Origin of the sequence: Paraburkholderia dinghuensis (genome assembly GCF_003837865.1) — a bacterium.
Classification (GTDB): Bacteria; Pseudomonadota; Gammaproteobacteria; order Burkholderiales; family Burkholderiaceae; genus Paraburkholderia; species Paraburkholderia dinghuensis.
The window spans coordinates 61395-83724 of the sequence record NZ_RQIS01000002.1; the positions used below are offsets into that span (position 1 = coordinate 61395).

Genomic DNA, 22330 nt, shown 5'->3' on the forward strand with positions numbered 1-22330 from the left:
CCCGCTGCCTGCCGCGAGGGCTGCGAATCATCGCTTGCCGCGACATCCCGACTGGCACCGCCCCTGGACATTCTGGTGCCGGTCAGCAAGGAGAATCCATGAAGCAGATACGTATCGACCGTTTTGGTGTGCCAGCTCAGGTTGCACGCTGTTGCGACGTTGCAGACCCTGGCGAACCATCACCATGGGAGGTGTTGATCGATATCGAGGTCAGCACGATTTCACCTGCCGATCTCTCCAGACTATCGGGACGATACGGTGAATTGCCACGCCTGCCCGCCACGGCCGGCCTGGAGGGCGTCGGGCGCATTGTTTCCCGCGGAGCACAGGTGAACGGTCTGGAAGTGGGAGACCGCGTCATCGTGAAAGCCAATGGCAACTGGTGTCAGAGGCAGCGCATCCCAGCAACGCTGGCGTTAAAAGTACCAGCCGATCTCGATGTATTTCAGTTGGCAACGCTCAAGGTCAACGCCTGCACCGCACTTGAACTCGTTCGACGCCAGGTTCCGCTCAAACGTGGCGACTGGCTGGTGCAGACTGCGCCGTTATCGGGTGTCGGGCGGGCCGTCATGCAGGTCGCACGCCATTACGGCGTGCGTACGCTCAACATTGTGCGCCGCGCCAGCGCGATAGATGAGGTGCTTGAGGCCGGCGGCGACGCCGCGATCGAGGACGGCGCAGACATGATGCAGGCGGCTCTGGAAATCGTCGGACATGCGCCGATGCCGCTTGCGATCGATGCGGTAGGCGGAGAGGGCGTTTCGCGTCTCGCCGGGCTTCTCGCACCTGGGGGTACGGTTATCAATTACGGCATGCTGTCAGGTCAACCTATATCCATCGGTTGTGACCAGACGATTTTTCACAATATCAGCGTCAAGGGATTCTGGCTGGCGCAGAAGATGCTGTACATGTCCCGCGCCGAATCCGACGCGTTGATCCTCGATGCTGTCGATCTGTTGTCCAAGGGAGTTCTGCACGCCGAAATCGCGGGTACGTATTCGCTCGACGAAATCGGAAAAGCTATCGGTCGCGCTGAAGAAGCGGGGCGACATGGCAAGGTGTGTTTGCTGCCGAATGGTCCGATCGCCCGTGCGCAGCCTGGTAGCCAGATGGCTCAACCAGCCATGGTCCAACTGCAATAACTCCGGATGACGATTCATGAACATCGCGTTTGTCTTCGTCTTTGTCGTATGGATTGGCTCAGAACTCGTGTTGTCATGGAGGATGCGAGCAGGAAAAGGGGAAAGTGGTCACCGGGATAGCCGGACCCTCGCCGTGATCTATGCCGCTACGGTTTCGGCAACCACGATCGCCACCGCGGTCGCGTTGTTTTCCGAATTTCCAATCTGGCGCATGCCAGAAACGCGATATTTCGGAATGTTGATCATTATTTCTGGAATGGCGCTGAGAATATGGTCGATGATCATGCTAGGCCGGTTTTTTACCTACAACGTGGCGTTACGCGACGGTCATGAACTGATCAGATCAGGACCATACCGGGTGCTGCGTCACCCCTCCTATACCGGACTGCTATTTTCGTTCTTCGGTTACGGAGTCGCACTGAACAACTGGATCAGTCTCGTTGCAGTGTTCATTCCGGTTTTCCTTGCATTCAGCAGGCGGATTGCGGTCGAAGAGACTGTACTGTCAGAGCACTTCGGCGATCTCTATACGGAATATAAGCGTCGCACATGGCGATTGATTCCGCTTGTTTATTGATTGTCGCGGTTCATGTTCCACGAGGTTAATACCATGAATTATCTCGAAAGTTTGCGGGAAATAATCTTCCCGGCAAAAATATTCGGCGCGGAAGCGCTTGGCGCTCTAGGCTGGATCCTGCTAGGGCAGATATTGATAATGATAATAATGAATTACGTCGCGCAAAGCAGAATTTTCAGGAGTGGGCGCATCTTCGACGTACCGATTCCCGCAAGACAACGTAGACGTGAATTCATCCATTCGTGGCATGTGTTTCTGGATTCCATCGTCCTTTATATATTTCTGTATACCGGACTGTTGCGGCCATCCGTATTTACGTGGCCGGATACGCTGATAACTTTCCTGATATTTGTTGTCTGGGTTGAAGTTTATTTCTACTGCGTTCATTGGGCCATGCATTCCTTCAAGTGGCTCAGGCCGATTCACCGCGAACATCACCGCTCTGTAGTCAACACGCCCTATAGCGGTTTTGCGTCATCCATGTCCGAAAAAGTGGTTTTGCTGTCACTTGCTACATGCTTCATGGCAGCCCTGTCGTGGTTCATGAACATCACCATGTCAGGAATAGCAGCGTTTTATGCTTACTACTACGTCATCGTGATCGGAGGGCACTGCAATACTGAATTCCCTTTCATTTCAAGAACGATGCAAAGGCTTGGCCTCGCCACGCCGAGCGTCCATGCCCTTCACCACGCACGATTCAATGTCAATTACGGATTTTCCTTCGTGTTTCTCGATCGTCTGTTTGGGACCTACACCAGCGAAACCGACACATTGCGCGACCGGGCCCTTGCAGGCAACGGTTATCAGAGCCTGAAACGCCCGAAGGGTGTCTGAGCACTAACACGACTATCCATAACGCCTGTCCGTCAAACCCGCAGATACGAGACCGGAACTCGACAGCCCGCCATAAGGAGATACCACACTCATGCGATTCATTCGCCCAGCCGACGCCGCGAAACTATTCCTGCAGCCGCGACGCAAGGCAGGCACATCCGACGCCCCCCCCTTTCCCCAGGCAGAAAGAATCGATCTTGAGTTCCTGGACAAGAAACTGGTGCTATGGCGTGCAGGCGCGGGGCCGGTGGTATTGATGGTACATGGCTGGCAAGGGACAGCCGCGGACATGCAACCTTTCGTTGCGCCGCTGCTCGACGCAGGGCTCTCTGTCGCGGCGATAGACCTGCCAGCTCATGGTGCGTCCGAGGGCACGACCGTATCACTGAATGAATGCGTTCATGCAGTGCGCCACGTACTGGAACATGTTGGCGCCATCCATGCCGTCATTGCTCATTCGGCAGGCTGCCCGGTGATCGTGGAGGTACTGAAAACCGGGTGCTCTGCAAAGGCTGCCGTGTTAATCAGTCCGCTGGCACGCTATCTGGACATAGCGCTGCAATTCGGAATGGTCGCGGGACTCGGGCGCCACGGCGCAATGCAGATGATCGGTGAACTGCGCGCGCTGGGTGCCGATGTAGGCGCTCTTAACGCGCCAGAGGCTGCGAAATCGCTCGATGTGCCTGCCCTGATTATCCATTCCGACGACGACCGGACGCTTTCGCCCACTTACGGGAAGGAAATTGCGGACGCGTGGCCCGATGCAAGGTTCATGCAGGTTCATGGACTCGGGCATCAAAAGATTCTGGAGGCGACCCATGTGGTGGATGCCGTAACTTCGTTCATTGTCGCGCCAGCGCTGGGGTTTCCTGAGCATCCCAAACTTGACAGCCACTCAGGAATGACTGACCGCGCATCGCAACAGGTATGGGGTGAAAGAGCAGGGGGGCAGTAGCCGGTGCGTAAGGCTTTCGTTCGCTTCTGCGACAAGCTGCGCGAAGGCGGAAAGATGTATTTCAACAGCCTGCTGGGGTCGCAAACACAAGTCGTCAACCAGGCGCGCACAGATAACGGCAGCCGCCAGGAAAAGCAACGCGCGTGAATGTCGAGACGACGCTCGAAGCGAATGCGCAGTTTGCCGAAACCCGCAAACCAGGCATGCGTGCGCTCGACTACCCAGCGATGCCGGCCTCTACACCGTCGCCTCATCCGAATCCGGATTTCGGCATACTTCTCTGCGGATTCGTTGCTCGTTACGCCTCGTCGTTTTCGGTCTCCGACTATCGGCGGGGTGGCCTATGTTCAAGGGGGCGTCATGTCCTGGCGGAAATATGGCGGAACCACGGCGATCAGTTCATCCCAATGGTGCCTATGCGCCCAGTCGCAGGCGCAGTACGCGAATCGACGCATCAGTGCCGACCTGTCTCGCCGCGGATTCGTCACCGGCATGGCAGTTTCGATGTTGAGCCTCATATTGCCGGGTCTCAGCAAGGCTCAAAGTGGCGGTCCGCCTGGCGCGCCCGCACGTCCCGTCCTGTTCACGAACTTCAGGCTTTTCGACGGCAAGTCGTCCACGCTGCGCGATGGACTGTCCATGTCCATCGACGGAAACCGGATCGGCCACATCGGGACCGGCCCCGCGGCTTCGACCGACGCAACGCTCACCATCGACTGCGGCGGCCGAGTCATCATGCCCGGCCTCATCGACATGCACTGGCATGCGCTGCTGGCGGCGCTTCCGGTCCAGACCGTCCTCCAGGCGGACATGGGCCTCGTCTATCTTGCGGCGAGCGCCGAAGCCGAGCGAACGTTGCTGCGAGGCTTCACGACGATCCGCGACGTGGGTGGGCCCGCGTTCGTTCTCCAGCAGGCGATCGACGGCGGCATGATCTCCGGCCCACGCATCTATCCATCCGGTCCGATGATCACCACGACTGGCGGGCACGGCGATTTCCGCGCGCTCGCGGACGTTCCGCGAACCGGCGGCCAGCTCAGCAGACTCGAAAAGGAAGGCGGCTTTGCGATCGCCGATACGGAAGACGAAGTCCGGCTTCGCGTGCGCGAACAGTTCCTGCAAGGGGCCACTCAGGTCAAGCTGGTTGGATGCGGGGGCGTATCCACGCCGCGCAGCCCGCTCGATATGCTGACTTTCACCGAGCCCCAATTGCGCGCCGCGGTCGAGACGGCGTCGGATTGGGGCAGCTACGTCCTCGTGCATGCGTACACGCCGGAGGCGGTTCAACGTTCCGTTTCTGCCGGCGCCCAGTGCGTCGAACATGGGCATCTGATGGACGACAAGACCGCTGCCTTGTTGGCGAAAAACGGAACGTGGCTCAGTACCCAGCCATTCGTCAACGAAAACGATGCAGGCGAGCTGACGGGGACAAGCCTCGAAAAATTCCGGGAAGTCATTGCGGGTACGGACACTATGTTCAAGCTCGCGCGCAAGCACGGCGTCAAAACGGCCTTCGGGACGGACCTTATTTTTTCACCGGCGCTGGCCCAACGTCAGGGCGTCATGCTGACCCACATGGCCCGCTGGTATTCGTCGGGCGAGGTGCTGAAAATGGCGACCGCCATTAACGGGCAGCTACTTTCCCTCTCGGGCAAGCGCAATCCGTATCCGGGCAAACTGGGCGTTCTGGAAGAGGATGCGTACGCGGATCTATTACTCGTCGATGGCAATCCGCTCGACAATCTCGACCTGCTCGCCAGTCCCGACAAAAACCTGCGGATAGTCATGAAGGACGGACGGTTCTACAAAAACACGCTAGCGGTGTAACGCCTGGTTGCCTCGCGAACGCGATCGCTGGCACATTGCGTGCGCAGCACGTCGCGCGGATTTGCTCTGATCAATCCGCGTCGCAAGCGGAGGAAATGAGCCACGATTCGTCCGTGGATGTGACACCGTATTTCCGCACATTCAATGCAAATGCGAATCTGCAGGGACGGGAGCCTGGTCTGCTCGTTTGGCCCGCTTTGGCCCGCCCTCGACGCGCGAGCTGCGTTGGGTGACGGACCCGGCAGTTCCGCCCGGCGCGCCGATCCATCAGGTATGGAACGCGAAGGCGTAGTGTTTCGGTGTTGCAGGCGTGCGGTTCGGGAACGACTGGCCGTGTCCGGTCGTCGAAGCACTGGTGCGTCCGCCGGCGCACTCGAAGCGTTGGCAAAGGCAGGAAAACTGGCGGGCGAACAAGGTTGCCGCACGCATTCGCGTCGATCCGAAGCGGCGAGTACGCGTTTCATCCGCGTGACTTATCTCCGGATTATCGTGCGCGGCGCGTCTCGTAACGGGACACAGCGCGGGACACAGCGCCCCGCGAGCGGCGGCATTAATATTGCGCATGGAGGGCAGCCCGCGACGGCGTTAGCGCACGGCGCGGCTACCCACACAGTCGGAACAGCTTTCAAGCGAACACAATGAACGCAGTACTCAAACTCGACCGGGCGACGATCGTCCTTGTCGAAGACGACCCGCAAAGCCGGGCGTCACTCACTTCGCTGCTCGAATCGGAGGGGGCGCGCGTCGTGGCAGTGGGAGATGCCGAAACCGGCGTCGAAGCGGCGCTCGAATTACTTCCCGATGCCGTGGTTTGCGATCTCGATCTGCCGGAGATGGACGGCTTCTATTTGATCCAGCGTCTGCGCGACCACGAAATCCGCAGCGATCACTCGCCGGCCGTCGCGGTCGCACTCACCGGACACACCGACGAAAGCTGGCGTCTGCGCAGCATCGGCGAAGGTTTTCATTACTTCATGACGAAACCCGCACGGCCCGACGAACTCGTGGCACTGCTGAGCGGCGCGATCGACGCGCGGCACGCGTAGGCACCAGCGTGAGGGAATCGTGGCGCGTCGCGTCGCGCGAACGCGTGCGGTCGGGGCGTCAGGACTGCGCGGCGGCTTCTGCCGGTGACGGCTGAGCGGCCTGGCATTGCGCACAGACCCCCTTGAGTTCGATCCCGTCGCCCGAAAGCCGGTAACCGGCCGCCTCGATCTGCGCGACGAGCGCCTGACGCAGCTTCGGCTCGTGCAGTTCGGTGACGTTGCCGCATTGCTGGCACACGACGAGAATGCCGTGCTGGCACTGCGTGAGATCGTGACAGACGGCAAACGCGTTGATCGACTCGATGCGATGAATGAGTCCGGCTGACAGCAGAAAGTCGAGCGCGCGATAGACCGTGGGGGGCGCCGACCCGGGATGGATCTGGCGCATTTCGTCGAGCAGCGAATAGGCCTTGGTCGCCCGTCCCGACGTGAGCAGCAATTCCAGCACTTTGCGGCGGATCGGCGTGAGCTTTTCGCCGCGTTCGCGGCAATAGGCCTCCGCCATTTCGAGCGCGGCATCCAGCGACGCGGGCGAAGCAGGCGAAGTGCGCAACACGGCCTGCACGTTCGCGTGGGTATGCGCGTGATCGTCGTCGTGATGGTGATCGTGCGGGGTCGCCGTTTCCGGGGACGGTTTTGCTGTCTTCATCCTGCGATTATACGGGGCGCGTCGGCGACGCGCCCGGCCCCCTTTTTACCGGAGATCGATCAGGTGAGGGGCAGATCGATGTACTTGCGAAAGCCCGGGCGTTCCGCGAGACGCTGATACCAGCGCTCCAGATTCGGCAGCGCCGGACGCTCGATGCCTTGCAGGCCGAACCAGCGCCTCGCCAGCGAGCCGATCACGATGTCGGCGAGCGAAAATCGCTCGTTTTCGAGGAAGAAGCGGCCTTGCAGATGGCGGTCGAGCCGCTTCCACAACGGGGTGAGGGTGTCGAGGTCGGTGGCGAGCTTCGCCATGTCACGCTGATCGGCGGGGGTGCGCACGAGCGCGTGGAAAACTGGACGCTCGGCGGGCGCGAGCGTGCCGAGCGTCCAGTCGAGCCAGCGTTCGATCAGCGCACGCACCTTGGGGTCGATGGGGTAGAGCAGGCTCGACGGGCCGTATTCCATCGCCAGGTAACGCAGGATGGCGTTCGATTCCCACAGCGTGAAAGTGCCGTCGACGAGCGTCGGTATCTTCCCGTTGGGGTTCATGGCGAGGAAGGACGGTTCGTCGAGCCGGCCGTATTGCCCGCCTGCGTCGACGCGCTCGAACGGCAGCACCAGTTCGTCGCAGCACCACATGACTTTCTGGACGTTGACCGAATTGGCGCGTCCCCAGATCGTGATCATCGGATGCACTCTCCTTGAAGTGAAAAAGGGCGGTCGGGCGACACGATCCGCGATCCGTCGCGACTATTACCGGACCCTCCATCTCGTAGAATAGCCGCTGCCCCCCGGAACGCTAATCGACGAGATCCGCCCATGGCCCGCATTGTCCCCGACGACTGGCAGCACCTCGAAGCCACCGGCGCCGCCGCGCGCGAACGCGAAACGCTCGCGCTCCTCGAACGCGGCCTGCCCGACGGCTACACGGTTTATCACGGCGTCCACTGGACGCGGCTCTCCGAAGGCTTTTCGGTGTTCGGCGAAGTCGATTTCGTGATCGTGAGTCCGGCGGGACGGGTGATGATCGTCGAGCAGAAGACCGGCTTCCTGCGCGAGACGCGCGACGGTCTCGTCAAGGCGCATCTGCAGACCGAACGCAACGTGGCCGTGGCGCTCGCGCGCACGCTCGAGGGCCTGCATCGCCGCTTTACTGCCGCGTTCGGCGCGGGCACCTACTTTCTCGAAGAACTGTTTTATTGCCCCGATCATGTCGTGCGCGACCCGGCCATCGCGGGCGTGAACCCCGCGCGCATCGTCGATGCGACGCGCAAGGCGCAACTTGTGCCGATCGTGCTCGATGCGTTGCCGGCCGACGAGCCGCGCCTGCCGAGCGCGGCCAGGATTCACCACTTCCTCTCCGACGAACTGTCGCTCGCGCCCGACGCGAGTGCGCTAGTCGGCGCCGCCGGGACGCTTGTTACGCGGCTCGCGGGCGGACTCGCGACGTGGGCGCGGCGGCTGGAATTCGCGCCGTTCCGGCTGCGCGTGATCGGGACGGCGGGCTCGGGCAAGACGCAACTGGCGGTGCAGGTGATGAAGGATGCGCTCGCGCGCGGCGAACGCACGCTTTATGTGTGCTTCAACCGGCCGCTCGCCGATCACATCGCCAAGGTCGCGCCGTCCGGTGCGCTCGTCGCCAACTATCACCAGCTATGCGACTCGATCGCGCGCGACGGCGGCCGCGTGCCCGACTTCGAAGGCCCCAGCGTGTTCGACGATCTGGAACGCTGCTTCGTCGAAACGCCGATCGATGAACGCTGGCGCTTCGACGTCTTGATCGTCGACGAAGGACAGGATTTCCAGCAGGCTTGGGTCGACGCGCTGGAGCGGCTGCTGCGGCCAGGCGCGGCGTGGTGGTGGCTCGAAGATCCGCTGCAGAACCTCTATCTGCGCGAGCCGGTTGCGTTGCCGGGCTGGACCGTGCTGCGCGAGAGCACGAACTATCGCAGTCCGCGCGACATCCTCGACTTCCTGCGCGACGCTGCCGGCCCGGCCGCACCCGCGCTCGCGCAGCTTGCGGCGGGCAGTCCGTTTGACGGCTCAGGCGTGGCCTTCGCGCCGTGGGATGAAGCCGCGAGCGCGACGGACGGCGAGCTTCCCGTCGTGGCCGCCACCAAGCGCGCGATCACTCAGGCGCTCTCGCTGGGTTTTCGCAAGCAGGACATCGTGGTGCTGTCGTTTCGCGGACGCGAGCATTCGCAGCTCACGCCGCTCGACCATCTCGGCCCGCACCGCCTGCGCAGTTTCACGGGCCAATACGACCTGTTCGGCAACCCGCAGTATCGCGATGGCGATGTGCTGCTCGATTCGGTTTATCGCTTCAAGGGGCAGTCTGCGCCCTGTGTGATCCTGACCGAAGTGGACTTCGAAACGCTCGACGAGCGCGCCGCGCGGAAGCTCTTCGTCGGGGCGACGCGCGCGACGATGAAGCTGATTGTGGTGGCGTCGCAGCGCGCGGCACGTGCGCTGGGGCTCGGTCCGGTTCCTGCCTGAGGACGGGAGCGTCGCGGTCTTAGCTCCAGACCGAAGCGCCGATCAGCGTGCCGGTGCGCGTATGCGCGTTCCACCAGATCACGCGCAACAGCGGCGCGCGCTGGGCGATGAAGATCGCCTGCATCGGATCGCTTTCGATGAAATGCGTCACGCCGCAGCGAATCGCCGCCGCGGCCTTGTGCGCGGCGGCGCCCGAGGGCGTGTCGTCGTGCTCGTCGGCCGCGCGCATCACGAGTTCGAGATGGCCGTAGCCGTGGCGTTCGAGCCACGCCTCGGTGCGCGCACGGTCCATCTCCGGCCGCCCCGTGATGATCGCGCGCGTGCGCTGCATGTCCACCCCGGGAATGCGCTCGAACGGCAGCAGCGCGTCGCGTTCGGCGAGTGCCGCATCGAGGTCTTCCTCGTAGCGCGCGAGCGGCACGTCGGGCAGCAGCACGCCGTCGAGGTCGATCGCGTACACCGCGTATTCGTGGTCGTCGGCCATCAGTGCGCCGTCGCGCGTGCCTTCGCGGGCCCAGTCCGCGCGATAGCGGTCCGTGTACGCCTGGCGCTCCCACGGAAACAGCGTGAAATAGCCGCTCGCGTCGATCGAAAAATCGGGGCGCAGGCGCGAGAGGTCGTCGTAGGCGCCCGTGAGCGTGCGCACGATCAGCCCGTGTTCGCGCAGGAATGCGATGCAGTCGACGAGCGTGTTTCCGCGGCCCGCGATGTCCTCGCACAGCAGCACTTTCGAGCCGGGCTCGGGCATCGGAAGCGTCGAGTCCCAGCGGACCGCGCGCGTCGCACGCTCGTAGCGCAGGAACGCGACGCTAGCGCCAGTCGCGTGCGACACCATCAGGGCAAGCGGCGCGCCGCCCCGCAGGACGCCGATAACGGCGGCAAATTCCTCGCGAGCCAGCACGGGCTGCAGCGACTCGATCCACTGATCGAGTTGTTCGTAGGTGAGCGGCACGACGGGTTTGTTCATCGGGTCGGAAACGGGAATAGCGGGGCAGGGAGGGTTCGTCGCACGTGTCCCGCGACGAAGATGGCTATTGTCGGTTCAAGGTTTGACGATATTATGCCTATGCTCGCGCGCGCCTGCTGGCCGCGCCGGGCGGGCTGGCGCCGGACGGGGAGGTCCACGGCGCGCGCGACTATAACGAATCGAATCAACGAATCCACGCACGAGGGGGCTAAAAGCGATGTCGGAACCTTCTGGCTGGCGGCGCTTTTCTGCCGCTCTGGCCGTGGCAGCCAGCGCAACCGCTGTCCACGCTGGCGATGCCGCGCCTGCCACGCCGCTCTCGCTCGATATCGATGGCGAGGTGCACGTCACGAATAACGCGGCGCACACGGCTTATCACTTCACCGAAGCGCAGTTGCTGAAGCTGCCGGTTCACGCCATTTCCACCTCCACCGCCTGGACCCCGCGCTCGACCTTCACGGGTCCGCTGCTCTCCGACGTGCTCAAGGCCGTGGGCGCGTATGGGCACGAGATCGAGATCCACACGCTCGACGACTACGTCTGCGACGTTCCGGTCGCCGACGCCGAGCGCTACGGCGTCGTGCTCGCCTACGCCATGAATGGCCAGCGCCTCAAGGTGAGCAACTACGGTCCGTTGTTCCTGATCTATCCGCGCGACCAGTATCCTCAGGAACTGGTCGGCGCTGCCGGCGACGCAAAGTTCGCGTGGCAGATCAAGTCGATGACCATCAAGCGGTGAGCGGCCGGTGATGCGTGGTCCGCTGCGACGGTTCGTGCTCGTGCTGGTCTGGTTCATTGCGCTGCTGCCGCCGGTGGCGGGGGTCGGCTATCTGCTGTACGCGAACTTGCTCGATCCGCGCGTGGTCCAGCGCCTCGGCGGCAGTTACGATGGCTTGTACTGGGACGCTGCCCAACTGCAGATCGCCTACGCGCGTTTCGAGAGCCAGTTGTCGCTGTACGCGGACGGCATCGACCGTGACGTCGAAAGGGTGCGGCTGCGCTACGCCTTGTTGCAGTCGAAGCTCAACATCGTGAAGGGCTCCACGCACGAACTGCGCGGGCTGCCCGGACTCACCGAGCGCCAGCAGGCCGATCTCGCGGCGCTCGACGCCGCCGTTTCGCAATTCGAGTCGCAAATACCGGCGCTCGCCGACGAGCCGTGGCGCGCGGCGCCGATGGAGGAGTCGCTGCGCGATCACTGGTCCGAGATCAACGATCTCGCGTTGAACCGGCGTTTCGCCGACGTCACCGAGCGCGACGCCATCCGTCGCGACTTCATCGCGAAGCGCCGTGAGTTGTTTGCTGCCGGGATCGTGATGCTGGTGCTCTCGGCGGCGGCGGCGGTGCTGCTCGTGATGAACGGCTACCGGCGCTCGCGCCTCATCAGTCAGCAGCGGGCGCTGCTCGAAGCCGAGCACCAGGCGAGCCGCGCCGCGCGCGAGGCCAGCTCGGCGAAGGACGCGTTCCTCGGCATGATCAGCCACGAGTTGCGCACGCCGCTGCACGCGATCGTTTCGTCGATCGAACTGCTCGGCTTCAACTCGCATTCCGAGGCGGACCGCAAGGTGATTCAGCGCCTCGAAACGGCCGCGCGCCAGCTCGAAGCACAGATGAAGGACCTCACCGACTACGCGCGGCTCGGCGCGGGCAAGCTCGAACTTCGCGAGGAGCCGTTCGATCCGCACGAACTGCTGCAGTCGATCGTCGACGAAAACGAAAGCGCCGCGATGGCGCGTGGTCTCGTGTTCGAACATGCATGGCACGGGGCCGTGCAGCCGGTCGTGGCCGATCCGCATCGCATTCGTCAGATCGCGAACAATCTCGTGACGAACGCGATTCGCTACACCGAGCGCGGCAAGGTGAGCATCGAATTTGCGCTCGAGGCGCGATCGCTTTCAATCGTCGTCAGCGACACGGGGCCGGGCGTGCCGCCATCGCAGATTCCGCTCATTTTCAAGGAGTTCACGCAACTCGACACGTCGCGCTCGCGCCGCTACGAGGGCGCGGGGATGGGGCTCGCGATCGTGCGCGGGCTCGTCGATCTGTTCGGCGGGTCGATCGAGACGGATAGCCGCGTGGGCGAAGGCACGACGTTCACGGTGACCGTGCCGGTCGCGCCGGTCGCCGCGCCGCAGGCAGGCGGCACGGCGCAGCAGGTGGGCGGCGCGGGCGAGCGTCCCCGGGTGCTCATCGTGGACGACAATCCGCTCGTGCGCGATTCGCTTGGCGAGATGGTGGCGCACATGGGCTACGCGGCGCTCGTGGCGGGCGATGTTGATGGCGCGCTCGCGCTGGTGGCCACGCATCGGTGCGATGTGGTGCTGCTCGACCTGCACATGCCGGGCCGCGATGGTTACGCGTTTATCGCTGGGCTCAATGCGGGCGCCGCGGCGGGGCCGCGCCCGCCGGTGATCGCCGTGAGTGCGGACGTCGCGGCACTCACTTCGTGCGGCGAGGACAGTCCCTTCTTCGAGTGCCTCACAAAGCCGGTTCACTACGAGGTGTTGCGCGCCGCCGTGCAGCGCGCGTTGTGGGCGCCGCGCTCGACTGAGGCGCGCCAGGCGTATCGGGGCTTACGAGGTCGTGCGTGAGGCTGGATGGGTGGCGCGCCAGGCTGTGTCAGCTGCGGTTGAGCCGCTTCGACAGATCGGCGACGAGAATCGCCATGCGCGCGGGTTTCTCATAGCAGGCGACGTCGTAGTGACGGACGACCTGGCTGATCTCCGATTCACTGGCCTTGCCGGTCAGCAGTTCGCCGGTCAGCACGAAGATCGGCGCATCGGGGTTCTCAGACGAGCGCACGCGGCGGATCGAATCGGCAGCGGTTTGTCCACCGAAGAGCCAGTCGATCACCACGCCGTCGAACACCTGGCTTTCCAGCGCCTCGTCGAAGGCGGCAAGGCCGTAGAGTGCCTGGGCCGCGTAGCCGCTGTGTTCGAGGTAGTCGCGCAGGTTGTCGGCGGACGCGCGGTCGTCGTCGACGACCGCGATCACCGGCTTGTCCGCCTCGGCACGGCGCGGGTAGATCTCGATCTTGTGGACTTCGTGGGCGTTCTGGTACAGCGAGCCGTCGGGCCGCACGACGCGCCACTGCCCCTGTTTTTCATACGCGACGAATTCGGGCCGGCTACCCGCTTCGGCCGGCGCACCGATCCACGCGGTGCAGGGCAGTTCGGCCACGCTCACGCAGAGCAGCGCTTCCTGCGCGCTGGCGCCGAGCACGCCGGGATCGAGCAATTGCCCGGCGAAAAGCTGACCGACAGGCTCGCCGAACGCCTCTGCCACTCGCTTGATCTGGGTGAGCGTCCACGGGCTGTTGCCGCGCAGCTTGCGATGCCCTTGCGAGAAGCTCAGATCGAGGATCCGGCAAAGCTCGGTGGTTTGCTGGCGCTTGCCGATGCCGTGACGGTTCATCAGCTCACGCACGCGCTCCGCGACCGTGGTCGAGTCGGTTGGGTGTGCAACGTTCGACATGCCTTGGGGGAGATCGAAAACTCAGTGTCCGGCTGATTATGGTGCGCGGGTGTGGGCTTGTGATTAGCCGGGAGTCCGCGATGCGCACAGTATTCTAAACGCATCAATTAACCATGTTGTGACAATTTTTGGGGGCGGAAAGCGGTTGATTGAAGGGCGGCTGTCGCGGCGTGCTGGACACAGCCAGCGGGGCACGAATGACCGGCCGGTTAAATACACTGCGAGTGGAGAACGATCGGTGGTGCCCGCGTGGGGCGCTTTCCTGAGCAAGCCGCACGAACATGAACACGTCGATTGGGCGCGGACCGGCATCGCCGTGTTCGGTGTGCCCGGGGGAATTTGTGGAGTGGACTGCAGAAAACCGGCCTTCGCGACGAAGCGGCTTACAGGTCGACCGCTCGCAGGGACTCTCGTGGAAGTGAGGACCGGTATTGAATTGTTGGCGCCGGCGCCGCCAGGTGAGATTCAGTCTGGCAGTTGGCCGGCGCGTGCTGCATGGTGTGTTGTGAGCTAAACGTCGATAGAAAGTCAGAACTTGTAGTTCACACCCACGGAGACGGCCATCGGATGCCCCCCGGCAAAGCAGAATGGCGCGCCCTGCGAGATAGAGCTGCCGTCGTGGCAATCGTAAGTCACGCTTCGCCCGCCCGCGCCGAGCGCATAGTGCGCATTGGCCTCGTTGATCACGAACGCGTAGTTGGCGTAGACGGACAGATACTTGTCGAACGAGTGCCGGTACAGGAACGTGAACATGTTGGCGGCATTAGGCGGATTGGCAATTCCGATCGCGTTGGGATCTGCGGGCGCTGTGTTGTGCTGGCCGGGGTCGCCTGGCGTGCTGCCTGCGTGCGCCCAGCCGAAGCTCGCGGAATCCCTCGGCGAAAACACCTGTGTGATCGCCAGCCAGAATCCGTTGCGGCTACGCTCGTTTTGCGCCTCCAGATAAGCAGGAATCTCGCGGCGCATCCATTCGTAGATGCCGCTGACCGTGGTGGCCGTCGGAAACGTATATTGCGCGCCGACCTTGAACGCCCATTCGTTACCGACGTCGTTAGGATCGGTGCCGTCCGCAGAAGCGGCTGCGGCTGGCGTGTTCATGACGTCGCTCGTCCGGTTGACGTCGCGGTGCAATTCATACGCAGCGGTTACGTAGAGCGGGCCGTGTGTGTACGCGATGTTCGCGCTGTATGCCGTTCCGTAGCTGCCGTCGTTACAGGCAGCCGGGGTGCCGCCGCTACCAGGGACGTTGCCACCGGTACAGTCGGATTCGCCCATGGCCTGCGTCGAGTTATCCCATCCGCGATTCTGGCCGGGAGAAACGAGCGCATTGAACGTAAAGCCGTGGAAATTCGGAGACTCATACCAGATCGCATGATCGAGTCGCGTGCCGAATTCCACGCGATTGTCGCCCCCCGTGTTGCCCATGATGGTCGCGTAATCGCCGGGCATGCCGGAGAACGGGTTCATGCGTTGCGTCGAGTTCTTGTAGGGCGCGTCGGTCTTACCGATTTTCAGCGCGCCCCACGTCGGCGACGAGAATCCGACAAAGCTGTTTCTCGATGTCAGCGCACCCTTTACGGTCGTATCCTGCGCGGAGTTCGAGTTGGCCGAGCCCGCGGTCGCCGAGACATCGAGCTGCGTTTCCAGCTGGTAGATGAACGAGAACTGGGGCGATCCGAAGTCGTGCTTTCCGCGTACGCCGATATACGACAGGTTCGACGAAACGTCAGGCATCCAGCCCATATTGCCTTGCGGGAAGACGCGGGTCCCGTCGGGACGCACGTATGAGCTTTGCAGGCCTTTGGTCGCATAGTCGACGGAGAGGTCGAGATTTCCGTAGAACTCCATGTTGCCGAGCGCAGCGAGGACCTGCTTGACACGCGGAGGCATGTCGTGGCCCCAGTCGGAGCTACCCTCCTCGGCGACGGTGCCCGGCGCTGCCACGGTCGCTTGTGCGTAAGCGGTCACGGGCTGGGCAGTTGCGGGCGACACTTGCGCGCTCTGCATGGAGGACGTTTTCTGGATTTGCGCTGCGCCCTGTGCCGTTGATCGGGACTGGTTCGCGGTCAGTTCGTCCAGCCGTTTGCTCAAGGCGACTAGTTGCTGGCGAAGCTCCTGAATCTCCGCCTTGTTCGAGTCGGGTAGAGCCTGTGCATACGCGAGCCCGCCGCCCCCCGTTGATAAACCCGCAAGCAAAACGATGCCTTCACCTATTAATAGGCGAGAAGATTTCATATTGTCTCCAACTCTAATTCTTTGTTATCAGGACAACGAATCAACGTTGATGTTGGGGTAACCGAAAGCAGATGAGCCTTTGCATTACTTTCCGTTACTGAGGTTGCGGTTGGTGACTCTACGGGGATGGGGGACGGGAGGGAATTAAATGTTTTTTATAGTAACGATCATCAAACTGAGAATAGCTTTCTATTTGGTGAGACTAAACATTTCAACAATATTATTTTTTCTGACAAACCAGATGCCGCAGTCATGTCGCTACGCCAGATGAATCTGGCCGGGAGCGCCGCCCCGTGCGCGCTGGCCGGTCTCGGCCCCGCGCGCGCTTTCGCGCGGCCGGGCCCTCACGCTGGCTGCAGCCCGCCCAACAATTGCCTGACACGTGACAGATCGCGATTCACGGTACCGGCGCCTTCGAACAGCTCTGTGAGCCAGTCGATGAACACGCGTACACGCAGCGACACCTGGCGCGTCTTCACAAGGGCGACCGACACCGGCGTCGGGAGAGGCTTCCACTGGGGCAGCACTTCGATGAGCGCACCACTGTCGAGATACGGCTGCGCCGCAAGCAGAGGCGGCTGCACCAGGCCGAGTCCTTGCAGGCCACAGGTGAGATAGGCGAGTTCGTCGCACACGTTGACGAAGCCATCCACCTTCACCTTCGTCGGGCTGCCGTCCACCTCGAAGTCGAATTCGAGCGGACGCCCCGACAGCGGCGAAAGAAAATTCACCGCGGGATGCCGCGCGAGTTCGTCGAACGATGCCGGTGCGCCGTGGCGCTCCAGATACGCCGGGCTCGCGCATGTCACGTGTTCGAGCACGCCGAGCCGCCGTGCGGCAAACCCAGAGTCGGGCAATTCGCCGAGCTGGATGCTGCAATCGACGCCTTCCCCGACGAGATCGACGTTGCGCAGGCTCACGCCAATCACGAGGTCGATCTGCGGATAGCGAGCGTGGAAGTCGTCGAGTTCGGGCAGCACGATTGCATTCGCGATCAGCCCCGGCATTTCCACGCGCAGCCGGCCCGCTACGCCGCCGGGTGTTTGCCGCACGCTGGCCTCGGCATCGTCGATGTCGGCGAGGATTCGCGCGCAGCGTTCGTAGTAGGCGGCGCCTTCGGACGTGAGCGAAAGACGCCGCGTGGTGCGCACGAGTAACTGCGTACCGAGCAGTGCTTCGAGGTTCTGCAGGATCGTCGTCGCGCTTGCGCGCGGCATGTCGAGTGACTGAGCGGCTTTGGTGAAACTGTTGGTGTCAACGATGCGGATGAACGTGCGCATCGCCTGAAAACGGTCGATCACGGGCAAGCTCCTATCGTGGTGCGCTGGTGCTGACTTGAGAGATCCGCAGTGCTGCGAGAAAGTGTTGAGCCGCGAGACCGTCGAGGCGGATCGCGGTGTCGGCGTCTGCGGAGAAGGGCGCACGGCAGGTCAGAGACGGACGCTGACGCGGTGCGGAAGGCGGGTGGGCCGTCGGGAACCGACGGCCCGGTGGGTCGGGTCGCGTCGGTGTCTTAACGGGCGGCTTCGCGCAGTGTGTCGATATCGATCACGAAGCGGTACTTCACATCGCTCTTGAGCATCCGTTCGTAGGCGGTGTTGATGTCCTGCATCTTGATCATTTCGATATCGGATGTGATGCCGTGCTGCCCGCAGAAGTCCAGCATCTCCTGCGTTTCTGCAATGCCGCCGATCAGCGAGCCCGCGAGACGCCGGCGCTTGAAGATCAGGTTGAACACCTGCGGCGACGGGTGATCGTGTTCGGGTGCGCCAACGAGGACCATCGTCCCGTCACGTCGCAGGAGTCCGAGGAACGGGTTCAGGTCGTGCGTCGCGGCCACGGTATTCACGATCAGGTCGAAGCTGTTGGCGTGAGCGTTCATCTGCTCGGGATCTTTCGAAATCACGACTTCGTCTGCGCCGAGACGTTTTCCATCGCCGATCTTCGACGGCGACGTGGTGAACAGCACGACGTGCGCGCCCATCGCGTGCGCGAGTTTGACGCCCATGTGACCGAGGCCGCCGAGTCCCACGATGCCGACCTTCTTGCCCGGCCCCGCGCCCCACGTGCGCAGCGGCGAGTAAGTGGTGATGCCCGCGCAAAGTAGCGGTGCGGCGCCCGCGGGGTCGAGATTCTCGGGCACGCGCAGTACGAAGGCCTCATCGACGACGACCTGGTTCGAGTAGCCGCCGTAGGTGATGTCGCCGCTTACGCGGTCGTTGCCGTTATAGGTGAGGACGAAGCCGTTTTCGCAATACTGTTCGAGCCCTTCGGCGCAGCTTGCGCAGGTGCGGCACGAGTCAACAAGACAGCCCACGCCGACGAGTTGCCCCACCTTGAAGTCCGTGACACCCGTACCCACTTCGGCCACGCGGCCGACGATCTCGTGGCCCGGCACGACCGGGTAGATCGTGTTGTGCCATTCATCGCGCACCGCGTGCAGATCGGAATGGCACACGCCGCAGAACTGCACGTCGATGCGCACGTCGTTCTCGCGCAGGTCACGGCGATGGAATTCGAACGGTGCGAGCGGTGTTTCCTTGCCGCGGGCGGCATATCCGTAAGTGGGGTACATGGTCACTCCTCTCCTCTCCTGTTCTGTTGCGTGCCGACGAAACCTGCGAAACCTGGAATAGCGGCAAGGTTCACATCCTAAGGACCCGGCCTGACCCAGGGAATACCTGAATCTATCGAAGACTTGCCTGATTCTCCTGGCCGTCAGCACGCCCGGCCGATCGGTGCTAGATTTCAAGCCTGTTTCTCTCTATCGCCTTGCCAGACGGGGCGAACACGACATGCCACACGTCTTCAGTTCCGCCGTACCGGGCAGCGACGAATCGAGCCAGCCTCGCGTGAACGGCAACGAAACCCAGCACCGCATGGCCGAACTGCTCATGCAACTGACATGCCAGGACGGCGCCAATCCCTCCGCGCTCGACTGCGTGACCCTTATGCGCGCGAGCGTTGCGCGGCCGCGCACACCCGTCCTGTACGAGCCGAGCATCTTCATCGTTTGCCAGGGCCGCAAGCGCGGTTTTCTCGGTGACGAAGTGCACGTCTTCGACGCGCAGCACTACCTCGTCCTCTCGGTGCCGCTGCCGCTCGAATGCGAAACGGAGGCCAGCCCGGAGGAGCCGCTGCTCGGCGTTTCGATTCGCGTCGATCTCACGATGGTCGCGGAACTGTTGATGGCGCTGAACGAGTCGCGCGGCCACACCGTTTCCGAGCCGCGCGGCATTTACGCGACGCCGCTGGACGCGCCGCTTTCCGGCGCCGTGCTGCGGCTGCTCGAAGCGCTCGCAACGCCTTACGATGCGCGCATTCTCGGCCCGTCGATCGTGCGCGAAATTCTCTATCGCGTGCTGACGGGCGTGCAGGGCGACGCGATGCGCGCGGCGCTCGCGCATCAGCATCACTTCGGCCGCATCGCGAAGGCGCTGTGCCGCATCCACGCGGACTATGGCGCCGACCTCGACGTCGATACGCTCGCGAGCGAGGCCGGTATGAGCCTTGCGGTCTTTCACGCCCACTTCAAGGCCGTGACCTCCACGTCGCCGATGCAGTACGTCAAGACTACGCGCTTGCATCACGCCCGACTGTTGATCGTGCACGACGGGTTCAACGTAAGCGTGGCGGCGAGGCGGGTGGGTTACGAGAGCGCGTCGCAGTTTAGCCGCGAATTCAAGCGCCTGTTCGGCCTGAGCCCCACCGACGAGCAGCGGCGCGCGCGCGGCGAAACTGAACCTCCTGAGCTGCGCGCGGTGCCGCCCGCTCAGCGCTATGCGACGGCGGTTTGACGGGCGTACGGCAAGCCGTCACTCATTCGTAGAGCGAAAGGATGGTGATGCGATCGAGCCGCACCGGCTATCCTTGATCCCGCTCCATTTCTCCGGCTCTCTGACGTGGCCCCGGTCGACGAGCGGCATCGACTGATCGTGAGGCCGGCGCGGACATGGCGCGAGCACGGTTGCACTGCCCTATCATTTCATACTGGTCGTATGGAGTCGTTCCGCGCAGCACGCGATCGCGCTGCCTCACCGCCAGACGGGGCTCAGCAGGTTCGACGAATGCAAACATTGATCTCGGCGCTACACGAGAATGCGGTCCTCGTGGTGAACCGGTTCTATGAGGAACTGTCGCGTTTGCCAAAGTCCCGGCGCATCCTCGAAATGCTGTCGGCAGACGAGCGCGCCCATCTGAAGGAAAAGCAGATCCAGAATCTGCTTTCGCTCGCCAACCCCCGCCTGACCACGAAAGACCACGCCGAGATGGCGCAGCGTATCGGCCGCATTCATGCAATCGTCGGCCTCGACAAGGAAGAGCTCGCGCGCAGCCGGGGCATTCTTCAGGAAGCGCTCCACAAGCTGATCGGCAAAAAAGTAAGCGGCGACGCGCTCTCGCTCTACACGAACCGCCTCACGACGGATCTCGCGTGGCAGCTCAAGGCGTATCAGGACCTGCAGGACTCGCAGCAGGAAGTCTTGCTGCGAGTCACGCGCCTCGTGTGGGAAGCGGACAGCTACACCAATTTCATCAACGGACTGACCAGCGCGCTTTCGGGCCACGCGGAGATCGCGGCCAGCGTCATCGGGCGGCCCGACGAACACGGCATCTTTCACCACGAGGCCGGAGAAGGCGGCAAGGCCGGCGCCGGTCTGGTCGAGGTGTTGACCGCCCAGGGCGTACCGATCAGCGTGCGCGCCGATCTTCCCGTCGGGCAGGGCGCGGTGGGGCGCGCGTGGCGCAGCGGCAACGCCGAGCGCGTGGTCAACTACCAGACCGATCAGCACGTCGAGGGATGGCGCGTCGTCATGCAGCAGCAGGGATTGCGCTCTTCGGTGGCGATCCCGCTCGCGGCGCCGGGCCAGCCGCCCATGGCGGTTCTGGTGATCTTCAGCGCGTTCCCGGGTGGTTTCGTCGGCCCGCACCAGGTGGCGTTCATCGATCTGCTGCAGGCGCTGCTAGGGTGCGCTGCGATGCGCCTCCAGACCCTGGACGGCAAGAGCCAGGCGGTGCCGGTCAGCGTTCGGCAACACTGGGCCGCGCTCGTGCGCGCGGGCGCGGTGCAGATGCACTATCAGCCGCTCCTGAACCTGCACACGTGGCAGGTGGGCAAAGTGGAAGCGCTCGCGAGGCTGCGCGACGGCCAGCGTGTGCTCGGGCCGGACGAATTCCTTTCTGCGCTCACCTCGGATGATCTGCTCGTGTTGTTCGCGTGCGGCGTGGACGAAGCGCTCGCGGACCGCAAGCGCTGGCTGTCCGACGGACTCGATCTGGAAATTTCGGTCAATCTGCCGCCTGCGGCGCTCAACGATATCCGCTACTTCGAAGCGACGTGTTCCGCGCTCGCGGAACACGGGTGTCCGCCTGCGAAACTGACACTGGAAGTTCTGGAGAACGAAGCGTTGTCGCTGAGCCAGGGACGACGCGCGATTCTCGCGCGTTTTCGCACGCTCGGCGTACTGCTCGCGCAGGACGATCTGGGCTCGGGCCATAGCGGACTCGCCCGGTTGCGCGAACTGCCGTTCGACTGGATCAAGATCGATCGCGACATCGCGCGCATCAGCGGCGACGGCGCGCTCGACGTGCTGCGTTTCATCTATCAGCTCGCCCACCTTGGGCACGCGCTCGGCAAACTGGTGCTGGCGGAGGGCATCGATACGCTCGACGTGCTGTGCGCGCTGACGATACTCGGCGTCGATGGCGCACAGGGCTATGTGATTGCGAAGCCGATGGAGTCAGTGCGTCTGCGCGAGTGGATGGCGAACTGGCCGGACAATTCCTGTGCGCCACAAGGCGAGAGCCTGTTGGCGCGTCTCGCGCGCTTCGTGGTATGGGAAGAGCGCGTTGCACTGATTTCGGGGGTGCCTGGCGTGACGCAGCGGCTTCTCGGCACGCCGATGGCGCGGCGGGCGCCTGATTCAGCGTCCGAAGAGTTTGTCCGCACGCTCGCCGGGTTCGACGGCATTCTGCCGGCGAGCGATGGGCGCGATGCCCTGCGCCGCGGATTACTGCGTGCCATGCTGACCGACGGGCGCAACAGCGACGCTTATCATTCGGCGGTGCGCCGGTTGATGGTGGCGGCCGCGAGGGCTACGCCGGTCTGACGAGATGGCGCGGCGCGCG

Annotated in this window: 18 protein-coding genes and 1 pseudogene; 11 read left to right on the forward strand and 8 right to left on the reverse strand. The window is 63.1% G+C overall.

Annotated features, from left to right (window positions below):
- Positions 1 to 98: 98 nt before the first annotated feature.
- From D1Y85_RS03205 to D1Y85_RS03220, 4 genes are all read left to right on the forward strand, one after another.
- Entirely contained in the window at positions 99 to 1142 is a 1044-nt protein-coding gene (locus D1Y85_RS03205; RefSeq protein WP_185218885.1) for a zinc-dependent alcohol dehydrogenase family protein, read from the forward strand.
- 16 nt (positions 1143 to 1158) lie between these two features.
- Positions 1159 to 1719, forward strand: coding sequence for a methyltransferase family protein (locus tag D1Y85_RS03210; protein ID WP_124149599.1), 561 nt, complete (start codon positions 1159 to 1161; stop codon positions 1717 to 1719).
- 33 nt (positions 1720 to 1752) lie between these two features.
- Positions 1753 to 2556, forward strand: a complete 804-nt coding sequence (locus D1Y85_RS03215; RefSeq protein WP_185218886.1) for a sterol desaturase family protein — start codon at positions 1753 to 1755, stop codon at positions 2554 to 2556.
- 91 nt (positions 2557 to 2647) lie between these two features.
- Positions 2648 to 3511, forward strand: a complete 864-nt coding sequence (locus D1Y85_RS03220) for an alpha/beta hydrolase (protein ID WP_124149601.1) — start codon at positions 2648 to 2650, stop codon at positions 3509 to 3511.
- Between the two features lie 143 nt (positions 3512 to 3654).
- Here D1Y85_RS03220 and D1Y85_RS03225 read toward each other — a convergent pair.
- Positions 3655 to 3747: pseudogene (locus D1Y85_RS03225) on the reverse strand (IS5/IS1182 family transposase); the annotation flags it as partial.
- 268 nt (positions 3748 to 4015) lie between these two features.
- On the opposite strand from D1Y85_RS03225, the gene D1Y85_RS03230 reads away from it, so the two are divergent.
- A complete protein-coding gene (locus D1Y85_RS03230) occupies positions 4016 to 5338 on the forward strand; it encodes a metal-dependent hydrolase family protein (protein ID WP_124149853.1) in 1323 nt (440 codons plus the stop codon).
- Between the two features lie 638 nt (positions 5339 to 5976).
- Positions 5977 to 6384 carry a response regulator gene (locus D1Y85_RS03235; protein WP_124149602.1) on the forward strand — a complete coding sequence of 136 codons (408 nt, stop codon included), beginning with the start codon at positions 5977 to 5979 and terminating at the stop codon, positions 6382 to 6384.
- Positions 6385 to 6442: 58 nt separating this feature from the next.
- Here the strand turns inward: D1Y85_RS03235 and D1Y85_RS03240 are convergent, their stop codons facing one another.
- The gene (locus D1Y85_RS03240) at positions 6443 to 7033 is read right to left on the reverse strand and encodes a Fur family transcriptional regulator (RefSeq protein ID WP_124149603.1); all 591 of its coding nucleotides are present in this window, start codon (positions 7031 to 7033) and stop codon (positions 6443 to 6445) included.
- 59 nt (positions 7034 to 7092) lie between these two features.
- The gene (locus tag D1Y85_RS03245) at positions 7093 to 7719 is read right to left on the reverse strand and encodes a glutathione S-transferase family protein (protein ID WP_124149604.1); all 627 of its coding nucleotides are present in this window, start codon (positions 7717 to 7719) and stop codon (positions 7093 to 7095) included.
- 132 nt (positions 7720 to 7851) lie between these two features.
- Between D1Y85_RS03245 and D1Y85_RS03250 the strand changes: the two genes are divergently transcribed.
- Positions 7852 to 9528, forward strand: coding sequence for an ATP-binding domain-containing protein (locus D1Y85_RS03250; RefSeq protein WP_124149605.1), 1677 nt, complete (start codon positions 7852 to 7854; stop codon positions 9526 to 9528).
- A gap of 19 nt (positions 9529 to 9547) precedes the next feature.
- Here the strand turns inward: D1Y85_RS03250 and D1Y85_RS03255 are convergent, their stop codons facing one another.
- Positions 9548 to 10495: a phosphoribosyltransferase gene (locus D1Y85_RS03255; protein WP_124149606.1), complete on the reverse strand. Its 948-nt coding sequence runs from the start codon at positions 10493 to 10495 to the stop codon at positions 9548 to 9550.
- A 217-nt stretch (positions 10496 to 10712) separates the two neighbouring features.
- On the opposite strand from D1Y85_RS03255, the gene D1Y85_RS03260 reads away from it, so the two are divergent.
- Together D1Y85_RS03260 and D1Y85_RS03265 are read left to right on the forward strand one after the other, a co-directional pair.
- Positions 10713 to 11234 carry a putative pterin-binding protein gene (locus D1Y85_RS03260; RefSeq protein ID WP_124149607.1) on the forward strand — a complete coding sequence of 174 codons (522 nt, stop codon included), beginning with the start codon at positions 10713 to 10715 and terminating at the stop codon, positions 11232 to 11234.
- 10 nt (positions 11235 to 11244) lie between these two features.
- Positions 11245 to 13086, forward strand: coding sequence for an ATP-binding response regulator (locus D1Y85_RS03265; RefSeq protein WP_124149608.1), 1842 nt, complete (start codon positions 11245 to 11247; stop codon positions 13084 to 13086).
- 28 nt (positions 13087 to 13114) lie between these two features.
- On the opposite strand, the gene D1Y85_RS03270 is transcribed toward D1Y85_RS03265, so the two are convergent.
- From D1Y85_RS03270 to D1Y85_RS03285, 4 genes are all read right to left on the reverse strand, one after another.
- Positions 13115 to 13969 carry a helix-turn-helix domain-containing protein gene (locus D1Y85_RS03270; RefSeq protein ID WP_124149609.1) on the reverse strand — a complete coding sequence of 285 codons (855 nt, stop codon included), beginning with the start codon at positions 13967 to 13969 and terminating at the stop codon, positions 13115 to 13117.
- A gap of 528 nt (positions 13970 to 14497) precedes the next feature.
- Positions 14498 to 16204: a porin gene (locus tag D1Y85_RS03275; protein WP_124149610.1), complete on the reverse strand. Its 1707-nt coding sequence runs from the start codon at positions 16202 to 16204 to the stop codon at positions 14498 to 14500.
- A gap of 344 nt (positions 16205 to 16548) precedes the next feature.
- A complete protein-coding gene (locus D1Y85_RS03280; RefSeq protein ID WP_124149611.1) occupies positions 16549 to 17505 on the reverse strand; it encodes a LysR family transcriptional regulator in 957 nt (318 codons plus the stop codon).
- Between the two features lie 212 nt (positions 17506 to 17717).
- Positions 17718 to 18779 carry an NAD(P)-dependent alcohol dehydrogenase gene (locus tag D1Y85_RS03285; RefSeq protein ID WP_124149612.1) on the reverse strand — a complete coding sequence of 354 codons (1062 nt, stop codon included), beginning with the start codon at positions 18777 to 18779 and terminating at the stop codon, positions 17718 to 17720.
- Positions 18780 to 19083: 304 nt separating this feature from the next.
- Between D1Y85_RS03285 and D1Y85_RS03290 the strand changes: the two genes are divergently transcribed.
- Positions 19084 to 20001 (forward strand): AraC family transcriptional regulator, encoded by a 918-nt coding sequence (locus D1Y85_RS03290; protein WP_124149854.1) that lies wholly within the window; start codon positions 19084 to 19086, stop codon positions 19999 to 20001.
- Positions 20002 to 20271: 270 nt separating this feature from the next.
- Positions 20272 to 22311, forward strand: coding sequence for an EAL domain-containing protein (locus tag D1Y85_RS03295; protein WP_185218887.1), 2040 nt, complete (start codon positions 20272 to 20274; stop codon positions 22309 to 22311).
- Positions 22312 to 22330: the final 19 nt, after the last annotated feature.

Coding starts and splice junctions, on each gene's coding strand:
- D1Y85_RS03210 (WP_124149599.1), top strand. CDS start 1,159: ATGAACATCGCGTTTGTCTTCGTCTTTGTCGTATGGATTGGCTCAGAA.
- D1Y85_RS03255 (WP_124149606.1), bottom strand. CDS start 10,495: ATGAACAAACCCGTCGTGCCGCTCACCTACGAACAACTCGATCAGTGG.
- D1Y85_RS03275 (WP_124149610.1), bottom strand. CDS start 16,204: ATGAAATCTTCTCGCCTATTAATAGGTGAAGGCATCGTTTTGCTTGCG.
- D1Y85_RS03230 (WP_124149853.1), top strand. CDS start 4,016: ATGTTGAGCCTCATATTGCCGGGTCTCAGCAAGGCTCAAAGTGGCGGT.
- D1Y85_RS03265 (WP_124149608.1), top strand. CDS start 11,245: ATGCGTGGTCCGCTGCGACGGTTCGTGCTCGTGCTGGTCTGGTTCATT.
- D1Y85_RS03205 (WP_185218885.1), top strand. CDS start 99: ATGAAGCAGATACGTATCGACCGTTTTGGTGTGCCAGCTCAGGTTGCA.
- D1Y85_RS03285 (WP_124149612.1), bottom strand. CDS start 18,779: ATGTACCCCACTTACGGATATGCCGCCCGCGGCAAGGAAACACCGCTC.
- D1Y85_RS03270 (WP_124149609.1), bottom strand. CDS start 13,969: ATGTCGAACGTTGCACACCCAACCGACTCGACCACGGTCGCGGAGCGC.
- D1Y85_RS03250 (WP_124149605.1), top strand. CDS start 7,852: ATGGCCCGCATTGTCCCCGACGACTGGCAGCACCTCGAAGCCACCGGC.
- D1Y85_RS03240 (WP_124149603.1), bottom strand. CDS start 7,033: ATGAAGACAGCAAAACCGTCCCCGGAAACGGCGACCCCGCACGATCAC.
- D1Y85_RS03215 (WP_185218886.1), top strand. CDS start 1,753: ATGAATTATCTCGAAAGTTTGCGGGAAATAATCTTCCCGGCAAAAATA.
- D1Y85_RS03245 (WP_124149604.1), bottom strand. CDS start 7,719: ATGATCACGATCTGGGGACGCGCCAATTCGGTCAACGTCCAGAAAGTC.
- D1Y85_RS03295 (WP_185218887.1), top strand. CDS start 20,272: ATGCAAACATTGATCTCGGCGCTACACGAGAATGCGGTCCTCGTGGTG.
- D1Y85_RS03220 (WP_124149601.1), top strand. CDS start 2,648: ATGCGATTCATTCGCCCAGCCGACGCCGCGAAACTATTCCTGCAGCCG.
- D1Y85_RS03260 (WP_124149607.1), top strand. CDS start 10,713: ATGTCGGAACCTTCTGGCTGGCGGCGCTTTTCTGCCGCTCTGGCCGTG.
- D1Y85_RS03290 (WP_124149854.1), top strand. CDS start 19,084: ATGGCCGAACTGCTCATGCAACTGACATGCCAGGACGGCGCCAATCCC.
- D1Y85_RS03235 (WP_124149602.1), top strand. CDS start 5,977: ATGAACGCAGTACTCAAACTCGACCGGGCGACGATCGTCCTTGTCGAA.